Source organism: Mesoterricola sediminis (assembly GCF_030295425.1).
In the GTDB taxonomy this organism is placed as follows: domain Bacteria; phylum Acidobacteriota; class Holophagae; order Holophagales; family Holophagaceae; genus Mesoterricola; species Mesoterricola sediminis.
Genome location: NZ_AP027081.1, coordinates 3,689,067 through 3,710,117, shown reverse-complemented (window position 1 = coordinate 3,710,117; position 21,051 = coordinate 3,689,067). Strand labels below are relative to the sequence as shown.

Genomic DNA, 21,051 nt, shown 5'->3' with positions numbered 1-21,051 from the left:
CCCATAGATTTCTGATCCCTCAGAACCTAGGGGAGTTCCCGTGAAAGCCCTGCGCCTGGCGATCCTCCTGCTGGCCACGTTCGCCCTCCAGGCGGCCGATCTGTTCTTCGGGGGGCAGGCCCCCCGGGCCCCGAAGCCCGTCACCGTGGTCACCTACATGGCCTACGCGGTGGGCTACTCGGAGGCGGACAAGGCGCCCCTGTGGAGCGTGTACCGGGTGGACGGCGGGGGCGGGGAGCCCCGGGAGGTGGCCCGCAAGGCCATGCCCTTCTTCGCGGAGCCCCTCACCCAGGCGGCCGTCTCCCCCCGGGACTACACCGGCACCGGCTACAGCCGCGGGCACCTCACGCCCTTCGCCGCCATCGCCTACGCCTTCGGCCGGGAGGCGGCCCGGGAGACCTTCTCCATGGCCAACATGGTGCCCCAGCTCCAGGCCCACAACGGCGGCATCTGGGCCCGGCTGGAGGAGGCCGTCAGCGGCGCCCGCGCGGCCGGGACCTTCCGGCCCGGCCTCACCGCGCGCACGGCCCACATCTGGGTGTACACCGGGCCCGTGCTGGCGGACCAGACCCTGGCGGACACGGGGATCGCCGTCCCTTCGGCCCTGTGGAAGGCCGCCATCTGGATCACCCCCGCCGGAGAGACCCATGCCTGCGCCTGGTTGATCCCCCACGAGGCGGGTCTGCCCGCGGCCGCCTGGCCCCGGTACGCCACCACCCTGAAGGCCGTGCGGGAGCGGGCCGGGGTGGACGTGGCCCCGGACCGCCCGGACCTGGAGGGGCGCTGCGACGCCGCGGAGGTGGAGGCCCCCCAGCCCTGACCCGGCCGCGCGGACCCTGGCTATACTTTGGGAAATCCCGAGGTCCTCATGCACGCGCTCTGGCTTCTCCCCTGCCTTGCCTTCCATCTGGCCGCCCAGACGCCGCTGACGGCGCCCATCCGGCGGGTGCGCCTCCACCCCGACACCGCCTGGGTGACCCGGAGCGGGGCCGCCCGGGTCGCGGCGGCCGGCGTGCACCGCTTCGTGATCCGGGACCTGCCCCCGGGCCTCTCCCAGGATGATGTGCGGGTCGCGGCCCGGGGGCCCGAAGGCAGCCGGCTGGGGGACCTTTCCCTGGGCGCGGAGGTCCGCAAGGTCACGGAGACGCCCGAGTACAAGGCCCTCAAGGCCGAGTGGGAGGCCGCCCGGGACCGGGTGGACGGCCTTGAGGCGGAGGGCGAGGCCCTGCAGCGGGAGGTGACCTTCCTCACGGGCCTGCAGGCCGCCTACGACAAGGAGATCTCCGCCCGGCTCACCAGCGCCCTGCCGGGGGCCACCGCCGTCGTGGACCTGAGCAAGGGGCTCCAGGGACGTCTGGCCGAGGTCCTGACCCGGGACCGCCGCCGCCGCCGGGACCTGGAGCAGGCCCGGGAGGTCTTCCAACGGCTGAACCAGGACCTGGCCAAGCGCAACGCCGAACGCAGCACCAGCCCCTCCACGGCCACGGTGGAGGTGGCCACCAGCCGTCCGGGGGAGGTCGAGGTGGACCTGACCTACCGCCTCCCCGGCGCGGGCTGGCGCCCCTCGTACGAAGCCCGCCTCGCCGGGGACGGCCGGACCCTGGAACTGGTCCTCCAGGCCACCGTGCAGCAGACCACGGGCGAGGATTGGAAGGGGGTCCAGGTGGAGATCACCAACGCCCGGTCCGGCCGGAACCTGGCCCTCGCGGCCTACCGCGGACCCGCGGAGCTGGACGCCGCCCTGCCGGCGCCCCCGCCACCCCCGGCCCCGCGCCAGGTTGCCAAGCGCGCCGCCGCAGCGGTGGTGGAGCTGTCGGCCGGCATCACCCAGAACGCCTATGTGGCGGACGTCGCGCCCGCGGAGGCCGCGCCCCTGGAGGAGGCCCAGGGCCTCGCCGCCACCTGGGTCCTGGAGGGCGCCAAGGACATCCCCGCCGACGGCGAGGAGCACCGCTTCCGCGTCCTGGCCCGGGACCTCCAGCCCGAGCTCTCCCTCGTGGCCACCCCGCGGCTGGATCCCCTCGTCCACCGCGTGGCGCGCTTCCAGATGCCCCAGGGCGTGCCCCTCTTCCCCGGCTCGCAGGTGGTCCACTACGCCGGCACCCAGCGGGTGGGCCAGGGCGCCCTGGAGCTGCCCGCCCCCGGCCAGCCCTACCAGCTGGGCTTCGGCCCCTACCGGGGCGTGCGCGTGGAGCTGAAGCGCACCCAGGCCCTGCGCGAGAGCGTCGGTACCTTCAGCAAGGACCTCCAGTGGACCCTGCGCGAGCGCATCGTCGTCGCCAACGAGACGGCCTCGCCCGTCCAGGTGGAGCTCCTCGACCGGGAGCTCAAGCCCAGCAGCGACAAGGTGCGGATCACCGCCCTCCCCGAGGCCACGCCCTCCCAGGAGGGCCCCGTCCCCGGCGTCCGCGCCTGGCGCGTGGCGGTGCCCGCCAAGGGCGAGGGCGCCGTCGTCCTGGGGACGCAGATCCGGATCCCCGCCGGCATGGTCCTCTCCGGCGCCGGGGATCTGCACCTGCCCCAGTGACCCCTTGACGGCCCGGCCTGTCCTCCGCTGAAATCAGCCCCATGGCTGACGACAAGAAAGAACCCTGGCTCAACTTCCTCGCCCTCTCCACCGTGATCCTCGCGGTGTGCGCCACGCTGGCGACCTTCCGGGGCGGCGGCCACTCCACCCGCTCGGTCATGCGCCAGACCCAGGCCTCGGATCAGTGGGCCTTCTACCAGGCCAAGAGCATCAAGGGGAACCTCTGCGAGATCACCCGCGACCAGCTCGAACTGGAGGCCAAGGGCGCCACCGGGGCCCGCGCCGCGGACCTCAAGGCCAAGGCCGACGACTACGCCAAGAAGGTGGCCCGCTACGACCAGGAGAAGGCGGAGATCCAGGCCAAGGCCCAGAGCCTGGAGCGGGAGCGCGAGGATGCCCTCAAGCACGGCGCCGCCTTCGGCGTCGCCGTCATCTACCTGCAGATCGCCATCCTCCTCTGCTCCATCGCCGCCCTGCTCAAGAAGCAGCCCGTGTGGTGGCTGGGCATGGCCGTGGGCGCGGTGGGCATCGTCAACTTCGTGAACGGGTTCCTGCTTTTCTTCTAGCCGAGCCGCTTGCGGACCAGCCGTTCCACAGGGCGGCCGCCCTTGATGTGGGACTCGATGATCTCGGGCACGTCCCCGGGCTGGACGTGGGCGTACCAGATCCCGTCGGGGTACACCATCACGGCCGGCCCGATGGCGCAGAAGCCGATGCTGCCGCAGTGGGTGCAGGAGACGGAGCCCTTCCGGTTCCCCTTGTGGAAGAGGAGCTGCTCGTCGGCGAGGATGCGGCGGAAGGCCTCCAGCACCGCCCCGCTGCCGTTGGCGGCGCAGCTGGTGTGGGTGCACACGAGGACCTGGCGCCGGATGGGGGTGTCGATCACGGGGGACTTCGCGGCGTCCTCCTCCGGGGCGGGCGGGACCGGAATCTCGGGCATGGCGGCCTCCTGCGCCCATTGTAGCCGCGGGGCCCCCGGGCGTATCCTGGGGCATTCCCAGAGCGCCCATGGTCCCCGCCCCGTTCGATGGTGACACCCATTTCCTGCCCGCCGGCCGAGTGGACGAGGCCGAGCTCCGGGTGCAGGTGGAGGCCTGCGTGGAGAGCCCCGTCGCCCAGGCGATCCTGGAATCCCTGGACGGGTACGTGGTGATCCTGAACGACCAGCGGCAGATCCTGGCCGCCAACCCGACCCTGCTGGAGGCCCTCCGCGCCGAGGGCCTGGTGGACCCGCTGGGCATGCGCTGGGGCGAGGCCGCCCACTGCGTCCACGCCCAGGAGGGGCCCGACGGCTGCGGCACCTCCCGCGCCTGCCGCTATTGCGGCGCGGCCCTGGCCCTCCTGGCGGCCCAGGAGGGCCAGAGCCCCGTCTCCAGCGAATGCCGCATGTCCATCCGCAAGGAGGGGCGATGGGAGGCCCGGGAATTCCAGCTCCGGGCCACCTCCCTGCGCCTGCCCCTGGGCCGCGTGCTCATCCCCGTCTTCCACGACATCAGCGACCAGCACCGGCGGGAGATGCTGGAGACGGCCTTCCTCCACGACCTCGGGAACACCTTGTCGGCCCTCAGCTGCTGGGCGGACCTCCTCAAGGAGGGCGACGTGGACCTGGCGTCCGCCGCGGCCCGCATCGTGGACCTCTCGGGCCGGCTCAGCGATGCTGTGAACCACCAGCGCCTGCTCGTGCAGGCCGAGCGGGGCGAGGTCCCCGTCGACCTCCAGCCGGTGGAGGCGGATCCCTTCCTGGCCTCGCTGCAGGAGAGCCTGGCGCCCCACCCCATGGTGCGGAGCAAGGGCCTCCACCTGCGGCTCCGCGGCCTGCGGGGCGCCCGCATCACCACCGACCCGGTCCTCCTCCTGCGCGTGCTCTCCAACATGGCCGTCAACGCCGTGGAGGCCGCCGGGCCCGGGGAGACCGTGACCCTGGCCTTCGCCCTGGACGGGACCGCCCCCGCCTTCTCCGTGCACAACCCCGGCTGCATGAGCGAGGCGGTGGCGGCCCAGGTCTTCCAGCGCAGCTTCAGCACCAAGGCGCAGGCGGGGCGCGGCCTGGGGACCTACGCCATGAAGCTCCTGGGCGAGAACCTCCTGGGCGGCCGCGTCGGGTTCACCAGCACCCCCGAGGACGGCACCACGTTCACGATCAGTTTGCCCGCTCCAGGTTCGGGTGCCCCAGCAGGGCGTTGAAGGCCGAATTGATCTGGGTCTCCAGGTGGATCCCCATGGCGGCGGCCTCCATGGGCCGGCCCATGAGGTAGCCCTGGAAGCTGTGGCAGCCCATGGCGTGGAGCGTCTCCTTCTGGGCCTGGGTCTCGACCCCCTCGGCCACGAGCGCGAGCCCCAGGTTGTTGCCCAGGTTCACGATGGTCTGGACGATGGGGTTGCTGGAGATGACGCCGGGGCGGTCCGGGTGCATGTTGCGCACGAAGGCCTGGTCGATCTTGAGGGTGTCGATGGGCAGCTGCTGCAGGTAGCTGAGGCTGGAGTAGCCCGTCCCGAAATCGTCGAGCCCGATGCGCACTCCCAGGGCCTTCAGGTCGTGGAGGGGCGTATGGCGGGGATCGGGGTTCTTGAGGAGGGTGCTCTCGGTGATCTCCAGCTCCAGGCAGGACGGGCTGAGCTTGGATTCGCGCAGCACCCGCGCCACCTGGTCCACCAGGCGGGGATGGGCGAGCTGCACAGGGCTCACGTTGACGGCCAGCTTGATGGGGCGGGGGCTGAGGGCCTGCCAGACCGCGGCCTGCCGGCACGCGGTGGCCAGGGCCCATTCGCCCAGGGCGTGGATGAGCAGGTTCTCCTCGGCCAGGGGCACGAACTTGGAGGGAGGCACCGAGCCCAGCACCGGGTGCTGCCAGCGGAGGAGGGCCTCCATGCCGATGATGTGGCCCTCCATGTTGAACTGCGGCTGGTAGAAGAGCCGCATCTCGTTCTTCGCGAGGGCCTCGCCCAGGGCCGCGTCCATCTGCTGGCGCTCGAAGGCCGCCTCGGAGAGCGTGAGGGTCGTGCACTGGATGGCGTTGCCGCCGCCGTTCTTGGCGCGGTTGCACGCGTTCTCCGCCTCCTTCTGGAGGGTCGCCGCGTTGTCGCCGTCCTGGGGGGAGAGGCTGATGCCGATGCTCGCCGTGAGCCGGACCTCCCGCTGGGAGACCCGGTAGGGGATGGCGAGGGCGTCGAGGATGCCCTGCGCGATCTTGAGGGGCTCGAGGGGATCACGCACCTCGGGCAGGAGGACCGCGAACTGGTCCGTGCCCACCCGCGCCAGCGTGTCGCCGGGGCGGAGCAGCACGGAGATCCTGCGGGTGAGCTGCATGCAGAGGTCGTCCGCGTCCGCGAAGCCGAGGGTCTGGGTGACGCTCTTGAACCGGTCCAGCTCCACGAACAGCACCGCCACCATGTTGCCCTGGCGGTGGGCCATGAGGATGGCCTGCCCCGTGCGGTCCGCGAGGCGGATGCGGTTGGGCAGGCCCGTCAGGGGGTCCTGGTCGCGCAGGCTTTCCAGCTGGGACTTGAGCTGGGCGACCTCCTTGCGGGCCTGGGCCAGCTGCTCCACCAGCTCGAGGGCGTCGGAGTCCTTCAGTAGCATGTCACGGGGTTCCGGTTCGGGATGGGGAGAGGCCACGGATGCGACTCCTGGGGTGCCTGCTCGGGATCAAGGCGTTGGGGGCCGGGACCAGTTTCTCCGGCCCGGCCGCTCAAGGCGATAGAAATTAATTGGGAAATTATAGTGTCTCCGGCCACGTCAGGCGGTAGCGGTGGCGGCAGGGGGGCTCGGCGCAGGCCTCGACTGCGGCCCCTGGGGCCCCGGCCAGGCGGAACGCGTGGCCCAGCCACCCGGGGAGGTGGGTGTCGAAGAAGAGGGGGACCGCCCAGTCCGCCCACACCTCCACCTCCGCGGAGGCGGGGCCCGTGCGGTGCGCGTCGAGCCGGCCGCCCTCCACCGAATGCGCCCAGATCCTGGGCAGGAAGCCGATCAGGGCGTCGGGATCCTGGAAGGCCTCCGGATGGCGGAGGCGCATGGTTTCGGCGCCCAGGGCGGAGGGGATGGAGCCCAGGGTCACCACGCCCGCCAGATGGGCCAGGCATTCGGCGACCAGGTCCGCGTCCACCCAGGTGTCGAGGCCGACCGGCTCCTCCAGGAAGGCCTGGACCTCCGGTGAAAAGACCTGGATGCGCTCGAGCCAGGCCGCTTCGCCCGCTGCCGCTCGGGCGGCGGCCACCATCAGGGGGATGCCCGTGCCGCGCACACGGCGGACCTTGGCCGGGTCGGCGGAGGAGGTCTGGGAGGGAGACATGGTTGAACTATAAAACATCTGGAGGATATGAAAAAAAGGTTGTGACGCTAGAATGAACAATCATTCGGTTGCACGTCCCTTCCCTCAGGAGGGCCAGCCCTTGCCCGACCGTCTAATCACCTTGCTGGACCAGCGCCGCCTCGGCACGAACCGGGGCCTTCCGTCGGTGCGGACCACGCATCCCGGGGTCCTGGCCGCCGCCGTCCGGGTGGCCCGGGACTGGGACGCCCCCCTCATCCTCGCCTGCACCTGCAGTCAGGTGAACCACCTGGGCGGCTACCTGGGCCGGACCCCGGCCGAACACCGCGAGCGGCTCCACACCCTGGCCGTCCAGGCCGACCTGGATCTAGGCGCCCTGATCCTCGGGGTCGATCACCTCGGCCCCGGGGCCTTCCGCCACGACGGCCCCGCGCAGGCCATGGAGAAGGCGGCGCAGACGGCGCGGGCCTTCGTGACGGCGGGCTTCCGCAAGCTCCACATGGACACCGGCCATCCCTGCAACGGCGACGGGCCCGACTTCGGCCCCGCCGTGGCCGCGCGCCGCGCCGCGCAGCTCTGCCGGGCCGCGGAGGAGGCCTACGCGGCGGCCCCCCTGGCGGGCGCGGCCCCGGTCTACGTCCTGGACGCGGAGATGCCCGCGCCGGCCCTCCTCCCCGGACAGCAGGCCCCCATCACGGATCCGGAGACCGTCTTCCGGACCGCCGACCTGCACCGCGAGGCCTTCGAGGCCGAAGGCATCGCCGGCGCCTGGGAGCGCGTCGTGGCCTTCCGCGTCAGGTGCGGCGCCGACTTCACGGAATCGGCCATCCACCGCTACAACCCCCGCCGCTCCCTGCCGCTGGCGCGGGCCTTCCGGGGCGGCCCCTGGCTCTTCGAGGTCCCCTTCACGGACTACCAGAGCCCGGCCTCCCTGCGGGAGATGGTCGAGGACGGCTTCGGCATCCTCCAGGTGGGCCCCTGGCTCACCTACGCCTGGCGGGAGGCCGTCTTCGCCCTGGAGGATCTGGTGCGGGACATGACCCGCCTGGAGGGCGAGCCCGGCCCCGTCCAGGTGCGGGAGGTGCTGGACCAGGCCATGCGCCGGGATCCCGCCCGCTGGAAGGACCATCACCGGGGCACCCCCCGGGAGCAGGCCTACGCGCGCCTCTTCAGCTATTTCGACCGTTCCCGGTACTACTGGACCGACCCCGCCGTGGAGCGGGAGGTGGAGGCCCTCTTCGAACTCACGGAAGGGCCGCTCCCCCTCCAGCTGCTCAGCCACCACCTGCCCCAGGCCCTCGAAGCCGTCCTGGACGGGCACCTGGAGGCGTCCGGCCGAGCGATTCCCCCCTTCGCCGTCAGCCAGGTCCTGGGTAGCTACTTTGAAGCCTGTCAGTTACATAAAGGTGACAAGGTTGATCCCCCAGGATCAGGAAATAATTGATAATAGGAACATGGCGTCCAAGCCAGCCGTCCCCCGAGGAACGCATGCGGAATAACCAGCCCATTACGCAGGTCGAGCACCAACTCCGGGAGGGTGCGTTCATCGTCTCCATGACGGATCCCCAGGGGCGGATCACCTACGTGAATGATGAGTTCATCCGTATCAGCGGCTTCACCGAAGCCGAATTGATCGGGCAGCCCCACAACCTGGTGCGCCACCCGGAGATGCCCGCGGCGGCCTTCGCCGATCTCTGGGCGACCGTGAAGGCGGGCAAGCCCTGGTTCGGCCTCGTGAAGAACCGCTGCAAGAACGGCGATTTCTACTGGGTCGACGCCAACGTCACGCCGGTGATGGAGCGGGGCCAGGTCGCCGGCTACGTCTCCATCCGCTCCAAGCCCAGCCTCGCCCAGATCCGCGAGGCCCAGCGCGTCTACGCCCTCGCGAACAAGGGCAAGACCCTGGCCGAGACCGCCATCCACCCCTGGATCCCCTTCGCCGGCATCCCCACCCAGACCCGCTTCTGGGCCGGGCTCGGCATCAAGACCGCCCTCGTCGCCGCCGTCGCGGCCATCGCCGCCCAGGGCGGCGCCTGGGCCTGGGGCGCGGGCATCGCCGGCGTCGCGGTCTCGGGAATCATCGGCGTCCTGCTCATGAAGGGCCTCAAGGGCCAGCTGGGCGGCGATCCCGGCGAGGCCATCCGCCTCGTGCGCGCCATCGCCGCCGGCGACATGCGGGTCGAAGTCGACACCGCGCCCGGCGACACCACGAGCCTCCTGGCCACCCTGCGCGTCATGCAGTCCAACCTCAAGGGCATGGTCAACCGCATCCGCTTCGATGGCGTCCGCGTCGCCGAGACAGCCGAGCACTTCGCCGCCGCCACCCACCAGATCGCCGCCACCAGCCGGGAAGTGGCCCGCAACTCCGAGGAGGAGCGGGAGGCCGTGGAGCGCATGGCCTCGGCCATGACCGAGCTGTCCGCCTCCATCGTCGAGGTGGCCGGCAACGTCAAGGCCAGTCAGCGCCAGGCCCAGCAGGCCGTGGAGGCCGCCGAGGCAGGCGATCGTTCGGGCGAGGCCGCCATCGCCGCCATGGGCCAGGTGGAGGATTCGGCCGCCAAGGTCGTCCACGCCGTGCGGGTGATCCAGGAGATCGCGCGCCAGACCAACCTGCTCAGCCTCAACGCCGCCATCGAGGCCGCCAAGGCCGGCGCCTCCGGCAAGGGCTTCGCCGTCGTGGCCGAGGAGGTCCGCAAGCTGGCCGAGCGCAGCGCCCAGAGCGCCCGCGAGATCGCCGGGCTCATCGAGGTCAGCAACGAGGCCGTCACCCGCGGCAAGGACACCGTCCAGGAGGCGGTCCAGTCCCTGGGCGACATCCGCGAACACATCGGCCAGGTCACCTCCATGGCCCTGGAGATCAGCTCCGCCGCCGAAGAGCAGTCCATCGCCAGCGCCGAGGTCGCCAAGCAGGTCGACCTCACCGCCCAGAAGGCCACCGAGAACGCAAGCGCCAGCGTCCAGCTCAGCAGCACGGTGGAGAACATCAGCCGCAGCTCCGACGGCCTCGCCCTCACCGCCGCAGGCCTCACCGCCCTGGCCAAGCAGTTCCGGACCTAGTCCGCGCCCATTGCGTCCGGATCCTTCAGGAGACTTGGCGGACGCGGCACTCGCTACCGGATCGCCTTGAAGGAAGCCTCCACCTTCGCCAGGCCGGGGAACCCGGGCAGGGCGGAGGTGCGCCGCGAGACGGCCCTGCCTTCGAAGATGTAGGGCCTGGCCTCGCCGCGTCCTCCCGGCAGCGCGAAGAACACCCGCGAGGCCTTCCCCTCCAGGAAGCTGGAGGTGAGGTAGCCCACCAGGGCGTGCTCGGCGCTGTGGTAGCCGTTCTTCCACATGTGGATCTTGGGGGCCCCTTCCGGGGCCTCGCCCTTCGGACCGACCCAGCCCCACACCTCGTGGCCGCGGTGATCCACCATCTTCTCCAGCCAGAAGGCGGCGGTCGCGTCCAGGGGACCGGCCCAGGACCGGTCCGCCAGGGCCAGGGTCTCGGCCAGCTGGTCCAGCTCCGCGTAGATCCACCATTCCTTCGACGTCTCCACCTCGCCGTCGCGGCGCAGGCGCGAGCCCCAGGTCCCGTCGGGCAGCTTCGCCATGCGGAGGACCTGTTCCGACTCCCGCCGCGCGAAGGCCTGGAGGTCCTTGTCGCCGGCCAGGAGCCCGATGCGCCCGATCATCCACAGCGCCTTGGCGGTGTGCCCGAAGTCCGTGTGCCGCGAGCCCAGGCGCCGGGGCTCGTGCAGCGTGCCCCAGAAGAGGTGCCGCCCGGGTTCGAAGTACTTGTCCACCATCACGTGGGCCAGCTTCGCCAGGTCGGCGATCCACGCCTTCCGGTGGGGCTCGGGCAGGAGCGGCGCCAGCAGGAGCATGTAGGCGTTGACCTGGTCCAGCTGGGCGACCAGCTCCTGCCGGGAGGTCTCCTCGGCGGGGCCGGCCGCGGCCCATCGGAGCATGCCCCATTCCGCGCTCCAGTACCGCTCGAAGATGTGCGCCTTGAGGCGGAGGATGTCCTCCAGCACCTCCGGGTCGCGGGTGAGGTACCAGTACATCGCGAGCCCCAGCTGGGCGTAGGCCAGGTCCTGGCTCGTGCGCTCCAGGACGGCGGGTCCGGGCCGGCCTTCCTCCCACCAGGACACGGCGCTGCCGGTCTCCTTCTCCAGGGCGCGCTCCCGGATGAAGCGCACGCCGTCGCGGGCCAGGGCCAGCATGGCGGGGTCCCCGGTGAGGTGGTAGGCCACCCCGTAGAGGTAGGTCTGGCGCGACTTCATCCGCGTGAACTCGATGCCGAGGTTCGCCTTGATCCAGCCCGGCGCGTCGCCCAGCTCGGGGCAGGGGGAGGCCGCGCTGAACAGCGAACCGTCATTGCAGCGGAAGGTGGGGAAGTCCCCCCGGGGCGTGCCCCAGGCCGCCGGAACGTTCCAGTACGGCAACAGGTCCTGATTGAAGTGGTCCAGCCACCGCTGGCCGGGCACCGCGGCGCTGAGCACCGCCGTCAGGGAGGGGATGAGGAGCCGAAGGATCGAGCGTGACATGCCTTCAGTATGCCCCCCTGGGCGCCGGGTGACCCTCCTGGACCTCGGGAGGCTCGATCCAGAATCCTGCCCCCCGGGATCAGCCAACCCCCAGGTTGTTGGGACGGTCTTCTGCTTGTACCCTCGCCTCACACCATGAGGCGCCGGTCCAGCCTGACGGACCGGCTTCCCCAGGAGGACCCCATGCCCATTCCGGCGCTGACCCGCGTCATGGCCCTGCTCGTGGCCGCCAACCTGTGCGCCGCTCCGCCCCGTCCGGCCGCGCCCAAGGGCGAAGCCCGGACGCCCCCCGCCGTCGCGCCCAGGCCCGAGGCCCCCCGGAGCCCGGAGGGCGAGCCCAGGCCCTTCGACAAGGTCGTCACCGCCGACTTCAAGACCCAGGAGGGGCTCTTCCGCGTCCACAGCCACAAGGGCAGGCACCTCTTCGAGATCCCCAAAGCCGAGCTGGGCCGCGAGATGCTGCTCATCGCCAGCGTCAAGGCCAGTCCCGCCGGCGTGGGCTACCCGGGCCAGGGCGCCGGCAGCATCACGGTGCGGTGGGAACTGCGGGAGCACAAGGTCCTCCTGCGCCTCTGCAGCCACGTCGCCCTGGTGGATCCCGCCAGCGAGCTCGCCCCCAGCGTCAAGGCCATGGGCACCGAGACGATCATGGCCGCCTTCCCCGTGGAGACCTTCGGGAAGGACGGCGCCCCCGTCGTGGACCTGACCCGGTTCTTCAGCGGGGACATCGGAGAGCTCCACGTCAAGCAGGCCGTCCAGGGCTCCATGGCCGACCCGGGCCGCTCCTTCATCGAGCAGGTGCGGGCCTTCCCCGAGAACCTCAACATCGAGACGCTGCTCACCTACAACCCTGCGGCCATGCCTCCGCTGCCCGGGGTCCTGGGCCACGCCGGGGTCCTGCCGTCGCCCCCGGCCCGCACCGCGGTGGTGGTCTACTCCATGGTCCGCCTTCCCGCGACGCCCATGATGCCCCGCCTCGCCGACGAGCGCGTGGGCTACTTCGGCCAGAGCGTCCTCGATTTCGCCAAGGAGGACCACGAGGCCTCCCGCCGCGCCTTCATCGCCCGGTGGCGCCTCGAGAAGAAGGATCCGGCCGCGGAGCGCAGCGAGCCCGTCAAGCCCATCGTCTTCTACATCGACCCGGCCACCCCCGCCAAGTGGGTCCCCTTCATCAAGCGCGCCGTGGAGGCGTGGCAGCCGGCCTTCGAGGCCGCGGGCTTCCTGAACGCCATCCAGGCCCGCGAGGCCCCCAGGGACGACCCGGCCTGGTCCATGGATGACGCCCGCTACTCCTGCATCCGGTGGATCCCCTCCACCACGGCCAACGCCATGGGCCCCCACGTCTCCGACCCGCGCAGCGGGGAGATCCTCGAGGCGAAGATCGAGATCTACCACAACGTCCTGCAGATCGCCTCGGACTGGTACTTCACCCAGGTCGCGCCCCTGGACCCGAGGGCCCGCACCCTGCCGCTCCCCGACGACCTCATGGGCGACATCCTGGCGTTCGTCGTCACCCACGAGGTGGGCCACAGCCTTGGCCTCGCCCACAACTTCAAGGCCAGCTCGGCCTACACCCTGGCCCAGATCCGCGACAAGGCCTGGGTGAAGCGGAACGGGCACGTGCCGTCCATCATGGACTACAGCCGCTTCAACTACGTGGCCCAGCCCGAGGACGGCCTGGACCCCGCCGACCTGATCCCCCGCATCGGCGCCTACGACCGCCTCGCCATCCAGTGGGGCTACACCCCTGTTCCCGGCGCCGCCAGGCCCGAGGACGAGAAGGCCTTCCTCGCGAAGCTCCTCGAGCCCCAGAAGAACGCCCCCTGGCTCCAGTTCAGCAACCCCCGGGCCGAGGGCACCGATCCCGGGGACCAGGCCGAGGCCGTGGGCGACATCGACGCCGTCAAGGCCACGGCCCTGGGCCTGCGGAACCTGAAGCGGGTGATGGACCTCCTGCCGGGCGCCACCCTCAAGCCCGGCGAGAACCTGGACAAGCTCGCCCGCGGCTACGAGGCCCTCCTCGACCAGTGGAGCCGGGAACTCGGCCACGTGGCGGCCCTCGTCGGCGGATGGACCAGCACCCCGCGGTTCGGCACCGATCCCGGCGTCCAGTTCACCCCCGTGTCCCGGGAGCGCCAGCAGGAGGCCGTGCGCTTCCTCAACGAGCAGCTCTTCCGGACCCCGGCCTGGATCCTGCGCGAGGAGATCCTCCGCAAACTGGAACCCGGCAGCGGCCAGGTCCAGCTCCTGGGCGTCCAGCGGGGCCTCCTGAACGCCCTGCTGGCCCCCAGCCGCACGAGCCGACTGGAGGACCAGGAGGCCGTCCTGGGCGCCAAGGCCTACACCGCCGCCCACCTCCTGGCCGACCTGCGCAAAGGCATCTTCAGCGAACTCCAGACGGGGACCCGCGTGGACCCCTACCGCCGGAACCTGCAGCGGGCCTTCCTGGAGGTCCTGGCCTCCCGCCTGGCGCCCGCCCCCGCCCAGACCCTGGTCCTCGGTCCCCAGGGACCCGTTCGCCAGCGCCTGAACCCCCTGGACGACACCCGCGGCGCCGTCCGGGCCGAACTGAAGGCCATCCAGGCCCTCTGCGCCAGGCCCGCCGCGGACCGCGCCACCGCCATCCACCAGGCCGACCTCAAGGACCAGATCGCCCGCTATCTGGACCCCCGCGCCTCCGCCCCCGCCGCGGCCAGCGCGCCGGCGCGCTGAACCCGCCCCGCCGGCCCGAGGGCGGCCGGCCAGCCCCGTCCTCCCTCCCCCAGGATCCCCCGCATGGCCCGTTACCTCCCATCCCGCCCCCATGACCCCGCCGACGGCTTCCACGGCGGCGACGGCGCCCCGTCCCAGGCCTCCGTCGGCGGCTTCTGGCAGTGGGCCTTCTCCAACTTCGCCGACAACACCATCCGGGGCATCCTGGCCGAGTACCTCGTCGGAGCCGCCCTGGGCTGTCCCATGGACGTGCCCCGCAACCCCTGGGCCGACTTCGATCTCCTGACGCCCGACGGCATCAAGGTCGAAGTCAAGGCCAGCGGACGCGTCCAGTCCTGGGACAGCCGGGGCTCCGCCGTGGTCTTCTCCGGGCTCAAGGGCCAGGCGGTCACCGGGGACGGCGCCGCCTACGAGGGCCGCCGCCAGTTCCGGGCCGACGTCTACGTCTTCGCGCTCCAGACCGCGACCCATCCCGGCGACCTGCGGCCCCTGGACCTCGGCCAGTGGGCCTTCTGGGTGATCCCCCGGCCCGTCCTCCAGGAACTGGACCAGCGCTCCATCAGCCTCTCCCGGGTCGAGCGTCTGGGCACCCCCGCCACCTACGCCACCCTGCGCGAGACCGTCCTCGCCTGCCACGCCGCCGCCAGCCAGGACGCGCCAGCCCTCGTTTGACCGCCTGCGCGCCAGGGACGATTCAGCTCCCTCCGCCAAAAAGGAAGGCCCCCTGACGGGGGCCTATCGATCTGGCTCCGGCGGAGGGATTTCGCTGTGCGCCGCGGCCCTGGCTGCGCCCGCCCATCCGCCTTCGGCGGACCGTCGGCCACGCATGCGTGGCCGCCTTGGGCTACCGGCGCGCCAGGGACGATTCAAATCCCTCCGCCAAAAGGAAAGGCCCCCTGACGGGGGCCTGTCGATCTGGCTCCGGCGGAGGGATTTGAACCCCCGACCCATCGGTTAACAGCCGATTGCTCTACCACTGAGCTACGCCGGAAACGTAGAAGGACTATTCTACAGGAACTCCGGCGGGAATCAACTCCTCTGTAGCTCCATGAGGATCTGGCGGGCGCAGGCCTTCAGGGTGTCGATCACCCCGGTGCCCTGGGAGGCCACCGCCTCGATCATCGGCTCGTTGCGGAAGCGCAGCAGCTCTTCCATTTCCTGGACGGGCGCGGCGGTGGGCATGTCCCGCTTGTTGAGCTGGAGGACGTAGGGCATGGTGCGGATGTCGAAGCCGTTGTCCTTGAGGTTTGTCGCCAGGTTGGCGATGGACTCGATGTTGGCCTCCATGCGGGGACGCTGGCTGTCCGCGACGAAAATGACCCCGTCGCAGCCCCGGAGGATCAGCTTCCGGGAGGCGTCATAGAAGACCTGGCCGGGCACCGTGTAGAGGTGGAACCGGACCTTGAAGCCCTTCACCGTCCCCATGTCCAGGGGCAGGAAGTCGAAGAAGAGGGTCCGGTCCGTCTCCGTGGCCAGGCTCACGAGCTTTCCCCGCTTCTCAGGATTGGCCTGCTCGTGGATCCACTGGATGTTCGTGGTCTTCCCGCACAGGCCCGGACCGTAGTAGACGATCTTGCAGTTGATTTCCCGTGATGCGTAATTGATGAAGGTCATGGGGATCCGTCCGCGTGGGCCCTGATCAGTCGCCGAACAGCTTGTCGATGTCCTCGTCCGTGATCTCGGAGAAGGGGCTTTCGAAGTTGGAGGTGTCCGTGCTGGAGGCCTGGGCCCGCGCTTCCACCTTCTCGAAGATCTCCTGGAGATCCCGGCTGGCCCGCTTCACCCGCAGGCGCACCAGGGCGAGGCTCGACGTCTGGTCGAAGATCACGACCAGGATGCCCCGCTTGCCGACGATGGAGATGTGGAGGTTGTCCTTCTCTCCCTCGTGGAAAAGGAGGCTGAATTCCTTCTCGCCGATGAGCTTCGCCAGCCCATCGGTGGCCGCCACGTTTCCGGCCGTCAGCGAGGCCAGGCTGGTGGCGTCGATGCTGCGGACATCCCCGCTGGCCGCAATCTGCTGCCCGTTCTTGTCGACGAGGAAGACGACCTTGCTGGCGGAATCAACCTGGAGACGGCTGATGATCGCCTGCAATGCCTGGTATTCCTCCTCGTACATGACCATGTCGGGCTTGGCCACAGACCCTCCGAACGCTTTCCGTTCCGTTGAGCATACCGCACTTGGAAAGATCCTCCCCGTCCCAGCCCAAAATCGTCCCCAACCCGGCCAGCCGGGACCGCCCAGGAATCCCTCCTTGGTTCCCGGCGGCCTTCGTGTTAGGCTGTCAAGTCCCCGCGCAAGCGGACCACGACACCCCGGAGAGTTGTCCGAGTGGTTGAAGGAGCACGACTGGAAATCGTGTATACGTCAAAAGCGTATCGGGGGTTCGAATCCCCCACTCTCCGCCAACTTAGCCCCCTCAACCGAGGGGGCTTCGTTTTGGGCAATCTACCACCCGTCTACCACGCGGCAGACAAACCAATGCCCCTTGCGGGGGCGGGTCGGGATGGATGGGCAGCCGATGATGGCGCACAACGGCACGCCGCGCTAGTCATTCAGGCCTGAACGCTTAGGCCGGCCATCACCAGGCGGCAATCGCAGCGCTATGGGTTACACCTTAGGAGGCGACTGTGATCTCCTCGACGGTGTGCTCGCTCAGCCACCTTCGCAGGGCATCCAGGTCGTAACGGACGCAGCTCCGGCTGATGCGGATCCATGGCGGGCCGAGGCGCTTCCAACGCCAGTCCTCCAGGGTATGGCGTGATACTCCGAGGAGTGATGCAGCTGCCTCGGTATCCAGCAGGGTAAAGGCGGGCGTTGTCGAGGCCATGTGGTTCTCTAGTCGAAATGTTGATCAAAGGGCTCTGAATAAAGTCAATCACCGCCACCCGAAGGATCCCGATGGCGAATGTGGATCGATTGGAATCACCAGGAAGGGCAAGGAGCACAACCTGGACTGGAAAAAATTTGGTTGGTTCGGTTTGTTTGTCAAGTGTGGTTGCAAAGCGAAACCATAAGGCCTGGAGAAACAATTGGTTTCCGCCTGCGATCCATTCTCGCGAATGCCAAGCTCAGGGTTTAGGCGAACAGAACCTGGAAGAGAACATTATGTATAAATTGTTTTGTGTTTAAGTAAAAATTCTTGTATGCATATAGCTATGACAAGGGCTCTCGTCAGTTGGATCGGCAAAACCGACCTTCGCGCCCCATCCGAGACTGATAAGGTCGGGGTGGGGCCGATCGCGCAGGCGCTAGATGCCCGGGCCTTCGATAAGGTCGTCCTAGTCAGCGACTATCCCGAGGAGGAGGTGAAGGCGTTCGTCGAGTGGATCAAGCAGCGCACCTCGACAAGCATCGATACCTTCACCGTGAAACTATCGGGTCCCACCAATTTCGGCGAAATCTATGAGGCTGCCGCCAAAGCCTGCGCCAAGGCGCTCGGCAACCAGCGGACCACAACGTCGCTCACCTACCATCTCAGTCCTGGCACCCCTGCGATGGCTGCCGTGTGGATAATCCTCGCCAAGACGCGATTCCCAGCCGAGTTGATCGAGTCCTCGCGCGAGAGGGGGGTGCAGACGGCCTCAGTTCCTTTTGATATCTCGGCAGACTTCCTTCCGGATCTTCTCCGGGAGCAGGACGAGCGCTTGCGCTTGCTCAGCACCGTGGAGCCTCCAGCTGCTCCAGAGTTCGCTGATATCGTTCATCGGAGTCGGGTTATGGACCGGCTTATCCAGCGTGCGCGTCGCGTCGCCATCAGGACCGTGCCAGTCCTCATCGAAGGTGAATCTGGTACCGGCAAGGAAATGCTCGCACGGGCAATCCACCGTGCAAGCCCACGCCGAGATAATCGGTTTGTTGCCGTTAACTGCGGCGCGATTCCCGGTGAACTATTGGAATCCGAGTTGTTCGGCCATGAGAAGGGCGCATTTACTGGGGCTACCCAGGCTCACAAGGGATACTTCGAAGCGGCCAATGGCGGCACCTTGTTCCTGGACGAGTTGGGTGAGTTGCCTGGACCAGCGCAAGTGAAGCTGCTTCGAGTCCTCCAAGAGGGAGAGGTCGTTCGCCTCGGGTCCACCAAGCCGGCCAAGGTCGATGTGCGCGTCATAGCGGCAACCAATAAGACGCTGACCGAGGAGATTGGCGCTGGCCGGTTTCGAGAAGACCTCTTCTATAGATTAGCGGTCGCGGTTCTAAATATCCCGCCATTGCGTGAGCGCACTGGCGATATCAGCCTGCTCATTGACACTCTGTTAGAGCAGGTAAACAGAGAGGCATCATCCGAGCCCGGAGCCAAGAATAAAAAACTTTCTGCAGGCGCAAGAAATCTTATGCTCGGACATCCCTGGCCGGGTAACGTTCGCGAATTGGCGAACACACTTCGTCGTGCTGTCATATGGTCTGATTCAGCAACCATCAGTTCGGAGGACATGAGGGAGGCCCTTCTCCCGTCGAGCGCCGCAACCCGTACAGGAGTTCTTGGCCGGCCCTTAGGTGGCGGTCTGAATCTGCCGGATTTGCTCAAGGATGTAGCCCGCCATTACCTCGGCCGGGCGATGGATGAAGCAGCAGGCAATAAGACCAAAGCCGCGGAGTTGGTAGGCCTGCCGAGCTATCAGACACTCACCAACTGGCTAGCTCGCTATGAAGTAATTTTATAATGGCACGATCCTTGATGAGGAAGCGGACGGAGCAGCCATGAGTCGCAACGAAAGACAGACCTGCCGAGAGCTCATCGAGCCCGCCCTCAAGAAGGCGGGTTGGAGCTGGGATTCGCAGGTTGAGATCGGGCCTGGTCGGGTGAACCTGACCGGTGATTCGATGTACGACGACTCGCAACGAATCATTGCCGACTACGTGCTGCGTTTCTGGAAGATGCCCCTTGCCATTCTCGAGGCGAAGGCTGAGGGTGAAGATGCTGCCGATGGGATTCAGCAGGGCGCTCGCTACGCTATGCGCCTGGGCCTGCGTTTCTCCATCTCCAGCAATGGCCGTCAGTACATCGTCACTGACAACAAGACTGGAAACTACGAGACTCACGACAAGCCGCTGAGCCCGGGGGATGTCCTCCGTCTACTTGGAAGGAAAATCGTCTGGGAGGAGTGGCGTTCCGTCTTCGAGGCACCCTGGTATGAGGACCAAGTCTCGAGACGCAAAGTCCGCCCCTACCAGGAGATGGCCATCTTCGAGACGCTGTGCCGCTTCTCCCAGGGAGAGAAACGCGTGCTGCTGCTCATGGCGACGGGCACCGGAAAGACCTTTACTGTCTTTCAGTTGGCCTGGAAGCTCTTGGCCGGCAGCGTCCTCAAGAACAACCGTATTCTCTTCCTCACGGACCGCAATAGCCTCAAGGACCAAGCATACCGCGCGTTCGCAGCCTTCGACTCCCGTGAGCGGGTCGTCGTCGACAAGGACACCGTTGCTCGCGGCGAACACACCGTCGGCAAGATCTACTTTGCGAACTACCAAAACCTCGACGAGGAGTATCAGGGCAAGAAGATCTACGAGCATTTCGAGCCGGACTTCTTCGACTTGGTCGTGGTCGACGAGTGCCACCGGTCAGGCTTTGGTGACTGGTTCGGGGTCCTCGAACACTTCGGCACCGCCTATCAGCTTGGCCTCACGGCCACGCCACGCGAGTTGGACCAGAGCGGCCGTGAACTTACCGATGAGGAAATCCGTCGGGACACGTTCTATTACTTCACCGGCAGTCCCGACGGTGAGCCCGCATACACCTACTCCCTCAAACAGGCGATCGACGACGGCTTCCTCGTGCCTTACCTGCTTGAGGAACGAATCAGCAATGTTGATGACGAGGGCTACACTGGCCCTGATGGTCGCCACTACACAACCAAGAACTTCGAACGGGACATTCGGCTTCCGGAGAGGACGCGACTGATCGCCGAAGACCTGTGGCAGATGCTTGGCAAGTACCAGCTCACCGACGAGAAGAGCATCATCTTTTGCGTTGACGACACACATGCTGCCTTCATGGCCGCAGAGTTGCGTCGGTTAAGTGGCGATCCGGATTACGCGGCTCGAATCACCCGTTCGGAGCGCAACTCCCACCAACTCGAGCGTAACTTCGCCGAAGTCGGCCGCGCCAAGCCGCGTGTCGCGGTAACAGTTGACCTGCTCACCACGGGCTTCGATGCGCCCGACGTGAAGAACATCATTTTCGCGCGACCTCTGCTTAGTTCCATCCTCTACAAGCAGATGAAGGGCCGCGGTACGCGGCTCTGCGACGACATCGATAAGCGCTACTTCACCATTTTTGACTATGTTGGAGCATCCCAGCTCGAGGACAGCGAGTTTGACGGCCATCCGGCAAACGTCCAGAAGGCCGCGCTTTCGCCCAAATCGAAGAATAAGCCCGGCGGACCTGTCGAGAAGCCAATTGGCGACGGCATTAATATCTTCATCGCACGGGAGGAGCGCTATGTCTGCCTTGCCGACGGCAGGAAGATCCCCTTCGATGAATATCGCGAACAGTCCAAGGAGGTCATCCGCGGCATCGCGCCGGCGAGCATCTCTGATCTCCTCAAGATCTGGATTAACAAGACCACACGCCGCGACTTGCGCGCGGAGCTCAAGGATCGCGATATCCATGTGGCGGCTTTCAGGCATTTCTTCGGGCTCGAAGCTACCGACGATGTCGACATCCTAGCCAAGGTGGGATTTGACTTGGTCCGCGTGCCGAGTCGCCACGACCGCGTGACGCGCTTCTGGGACCAGGACGACGCATGGCTACTCACACAGCTCAAGGAACAGGCGCTTTCGGCTGACAAGCGCTTCAAGGCACCGTTCTGGCAAACGAGCCTCGACCACTACGCGCTCTACGGCATCGACGACCTGGAGCAGGGATCCACCTACAGCGCCCCACAGTTCACGAACCAGTTCGGGAGTTTCAGCAGCCTCCTTCAACGTTACGGTGGTCCGGTGGCACTCAAGGATGACCTTGAGGCAGTGAAGCAGCACTTATACATTCCAATGGCATCTTAAAAGGAATTACTC

The 21,051-nt window shown here is 67.9% G+C and carries 17 protein-coding genes and 2 tRNA genes; 11 read left to right on the top strand and 8 right to left on the bottom strand.

Annotated elements, in window-relative coordinates; genetic code table 11:
- Nucleotides 1–40: 40 nt before the first annotated feature.
- From R2J75_RS16085 to R2J75_RS16075, 3 genes are read left to right on the top strand one after another with little or no spacing between them, the layout of a single operon-like run.
- Nucleotides 41–820 carry a DNA/RNA non-specific endonuclease gene (locus R2J75_RS16085; protein WP_243346403.1) on the top strand — a complete coding sequence of 260 codons (780 nt, stop codon included), beginning with the start codon at nt 41–43 and terminating at the stop codon, nt 818–820.
- A 48-nt stretch (nt 821–868) separates the two neighbouring features.
- Complete coding sequence (locus R2J75_RS16080; RefSeq protein WP_243346405.1) at nt 869–2,527, top strand: DUF4139 domain-containing protein; 1,659 nt, start codon at nt 869–871, stop codon at nt 2,525–2,527.
- 41 nt (nt 2,528–2,568) lie between these two features.
- Nucleotides 2,569–3,093 carry a DUF4337 domain-containing protein gene (locus R2J75_RS16075; RefSeq protein ID WP_243329603.1) on the top strand — a complete coding sequence of 175 codons (525 nt, stop codon included), beginning with the start codon at nt 2,569–2,571 and terminating at the stop codon, nt 3,091–3,093.
- Here R2J75_RS16075 and R2J75_RS16070 read toward each other — a convergent pair.
- Entirely contained in the window at nt 3,090–3,467 is a 378-nt protein-coding gene (locus R2J75_RS16070; RefSeq protein WP_243329601.1) for a (2Fe-2S) ferredoxin domain-containing protein, read from the bottom strand. The two genes, R2J75_RS16075 and R2J75_RS16070, sit on opposite strands and share 4 nt — an antisense overlap.
- Before the next feature lie 68 nt (nt 3,468–3,535).
- Here R2J75_RS16070 and R2J75_RS16065 point away from each other — a divergent pair, with 68 nt between their 5' ends.
- Nucleotides 3,536–4,711, top strand: a complete 1,176-nt coding sequence (locus R2J75_RS16065; RefSeq protein ID WP_243329600.1) for a sensor histidine kinase — start codon at nt 3,536–3,538, stop codon at nt 4,709–4,711.
- Here the strand turns inward: R2J75_RS16065 and R2J75_RS16060 are convergent.
- On the bottom strand, nt 4,668–6,107 hold the full coding sequence (locus tag R2J75_RS16060; protein ID WP_243329598.1) for a putative bifunctional diguanylate cyclase/phosphodiesterase: 1,440 nt from the start codon (nt 6,105–6,107) through the stop codon (nt 4,668–4,670). The genes R2J75_RS16065 and R2J75_RS16060 overlap by 44 nt on opposite strands.
- 136 nt (nt 6,108–6,243) lie before the next feature.
- The gene (locus R2J75_RS16055; RefSeq protein WP_243329596.1) at nt 6,244–6,816 is read right to left on the bottom strand and encodes a hypothetical protein; all 573 of its coding nucleotides are present in this window, start codon (nt 6,814–6,816) and stop codon (nt 6,244–6,246) included.
- A gap of 100 nt (nt 6,817–6,916) precedes the next feature.
- Here R2J75_RS16055 and R2J75_RS16050 point away from each other — a divergent pair, with 100 nt between their 5' ends.
- Nucleotides 6,917–8,239 carry a class II D-tagatose-bisphosphate aldolase non-catalytic subunit gene (locus R2J75_RS16050; protein WP_316410597.1) on the top strand — a complete coding sequence of 441 codons (1,323 nt, stop codon included), beginning with the start codon at nt 6,917–6,919 and terminating at the stop codon, nt 8,237–8,239.
- Between the two features lie 44 nt (nt 8,240–8,283).
- Nucleotides 8,284–9,852 carry a methyl-accepting chemotaxis protein gene (locus R2J75_RS16045; protein WP_243329592.1) on the top strand — a complete coding sequence of 523 codons (1,569 nt, stop codon included), beginning with the start codon at nt 8,284–8,286 and terminating at the stop codon, nt 9,850–9,852.
- A 53-nt stretch (nt 9,853–9,905) separates the two neighbouring features.
- Here the strand turns inward: R2J75_RS16045 and R2J75_RS16040 are convergent, their stop codons facing one another.
- Nucleotides 9,906–11,324 carry an AGE family epimerase/isomerase gene (locus R2J75_RS16040; protein WP_243329590.1) on the bottom strand — a complete coding sequence of 473 codons (1,419 nt, stop codon included), beginning with the start codon at nt 11,322–11,324 and terminating at the stop codon, nt 9,906–9,908.
- A 183-nt stretch (nt 11,325–11,507) separates the two neighbouring features.
- Here R2J75_RS16040 and R2J75_RS16035 point away from each other — a divergent pair, with 183 nt between their 5' ends.
- Together R2J75_RS16035 and R2J75_RS16030 are read left to right on the top strand one after the other, a co-directional pair.
- Nucleotides 11,508–14,036, top strand: a complete 2,529-nt coding sequence (locus R2J75_RS16035; RefSeq protein ID WP_243346411.1) for a zinc-dependent metalloprotease — start codon at nt 11,508–11,510, stop codon at nt 14,034–14,036.
- A gap of 63 nt (nt 14,037–14,099) precedes the next feature.
- Nucleotides 14,100–14,708 (top strand): hypothetical protein, encoded by a 609-nt coding sequence (locus R2J75_RS16030; protein WP_243329586.1) that lies wholly within the window; start codon nt 14,100–14,102, stop codon nt 14,706–14,708.
- A gap of 244 nt (nt 14,709–14,952) precedes the next feature.
- Here R2J75_RS16030 and R2J75_RS16025 read toward each other — a convergent pair.
- The 3 genes from R2J75_RS16025 to R2J75_RS16015 form a co-directional block, all read right to left on the bottom strand.
- A tRNA-Asn gene (locus R2J75_RS16025) sits at nt 14,953–15,027 on the bottom strand.
- Between the two features lie 38 nt (nt 15,028–15,065).
- Nucleotides 15,066–15,650, bottom strand: coding sequence for a GTP-binding protein (locus R2J75_RS16020; RefSeq protein ID WP_243329584.1), 585 nt, complete (start codon nt 15,648–15,650; stop codon nt 15,066–15,068).
- 25 nt (nt 15,651–15,675) lie between these two features.
- Nucleotides 15,676–16,173 carry a roadblock/LC7 domain-containing protein gene (locus R2J75_RS16015; RefSeq protein ID WP_308220509.1) on the bottom strand — a complete coding sequence of 166 codons (498 nt, stop codon included), beginning with the start codon at nt 16,171–16,173 and terminating at the stop codon, nt 15,676–15,678.
- Between the two features lie 178 nt (nt 16,174–16,351).
- On the opposite strand from R2J75_RS16015, the gene R2J75_RS16010 reads away from it, so the two are divergent.
- A tRNA-Ser gene (locus R2J75_RS16010) sits at nt 16,352–16,442 on the top strand.
- Nucleotides 16,443–16,651: 209 nt separating this feature from the next.
- On the opposite strand, the gene R2J75_RS19990 is transcribed toward R2J75_RS16010, so the two are convergent.
- Complete coding sequence (locus R2J75_RS19990) at nt 16,652–16,864, bottom strand: helix-turn-helix transcriptional regulator (RefSeq protein ID WP_394365858.1); 213 nt, start codon at nt 16,862–16,864, stop codon at nt 16,652–16,654.
- A 400-nt stretch (nt 16,865–17,264) separates the two neighbouring features.
- Between R2J75_RS19990 and R2J75_RS16005 the strand changes: the two genes are divergently transcribed.
- Both R2J75_RS16005 and R2J75_RS16000 read left to right on the top strand, forming a co-directional pair.
- The gene (locus tag R2J75_RS16005) at nt 17,265–18,698 is read left to right on the top strand and encodes a sigma-54 interaction domain-containing protein (RefSeq protein ID WP_316410596.1); all 1,434 of its coding nucleotides are present in this window, start codon (nt 17,265–17,267) and stop codon (nt 18,696–18,698) included.
- Between the two features lie 37 nt (nt 18,699–18,735).
- The gene (locus R2J75_RS16000) at nt 18,736–21,039 is read left to right on the top strand and encodes a type I restriction endonuclease subunit R (RefSeq protein WP_316410595.1); all 2,304 of its coding nucleotides are present in this window, start codon (nt 18,736–18,738) and stop codon (nt 21,037–21,039) included.
- The last annotated feature ends 12 nt before the right edge of the window (nt 21,040–21,051 follow it).

What these genes read in the sequence shown, in the direction of transcription:
- R2J75_RS16080 (WP_243346405.1), top strand. Translation starts at nt 869, where the DNA reads ATGCACGCGCTCTGGCTTCTCCCCTGCCTTGCCTTCCATCTGGCCGCC.
- R2J75_RS16075 (WP_243329603.1), top strand. Translation starts at nt 2,569, where the DNA reads ATGGCTGACGACAAGAAAGAACCCTGGCTCAACTTCCTCGCCCTCTCC.
- R2J75_RS16070 (WP_243329601.1), bottom strand. Translation starts at nt 3,467, where the DNA reads ATGCCCGAGATTCCGGTCCCGCCCGCCCCGGAGGAGGACGCCGCGAAG.
- R2J75_RS16065 (WP_243329600.1), top strand. Translation starts at nt 3,536, where the DNA reads ATGGTCCCCGCCCCGTTCGATGGTGACACCCATTTCCTGCCCGCCGGC.
- R2J75_RS16060 (WP_243329598.1), bottom strand. Translation starts at nt 6,107, where the DNA reads ATGCTACTGAAGGACTCCGACGCCCTCGAGCTGGTGGAGCAGCTGGCC.
- R2J75_RS16055 (WP_243329596.1), bottom strand. Translation starts at nt 6,816, where the DNA reads ATGTCTCCCTCCCAGACCTCCTCCGCCGACCCGGCCAAGGTCCGCCGT.
- R2J75_RS16045 (WP_243329592.1), top strand. Translation starts at nt 8,284, where the DNA reads ATGCGGAATAACCAGCCCATTACGCAGGTCGAGCACCAACTCCGGGAG.
- R2J75_RS16040 (WP_243329590.1), bottom strand. Translation starts at nt 11,324, where the DNA reads ATGTCACGCTCGATCCTTCGGCTCCTCATCCCCTCCCTGACGGCGGTG.
- R2J75_RS16035 (WP_243346411.1), top strand. Translation starts at nt 11,508, where the DNA reads ATGCCCATTCCGGCGCTGACCCGCGTCATGGCCCTGCTCGTGGCCGCC.
- R2J75_RS16030 (WP_243329586.1), top strand. Translation starts at nt 14,100, where the DNA reads ATGGCCCGTTACCTCCCATCCCGCCCCCATGACCCCGCCGACGGCTTC.
- R2J75_RS16020 (WP_243329584.1), bottom strand. Translation starts at nt 15,650, where the DNA reads ATGACCTTCATCAATTACGCATCACGGGAAATCAACTGCAAGATCGTC.
- R2J75_RS19990 (WP_394365858.1), bottom strand. Translation starts at nt 16,864, where the DNA reads ATGGCCTCGACAACGCCCGCCTTTACCCTGCTGGATACCGAGGCAGCT.
- R2J75_RS16000 (WP_316410595.1), top strand. Translation starts at nt 18,736, where the DNA reads ATGAGTCGCAACGAAAGACAGACCTGCCGAGAGCTCATCGAGCCCGCC.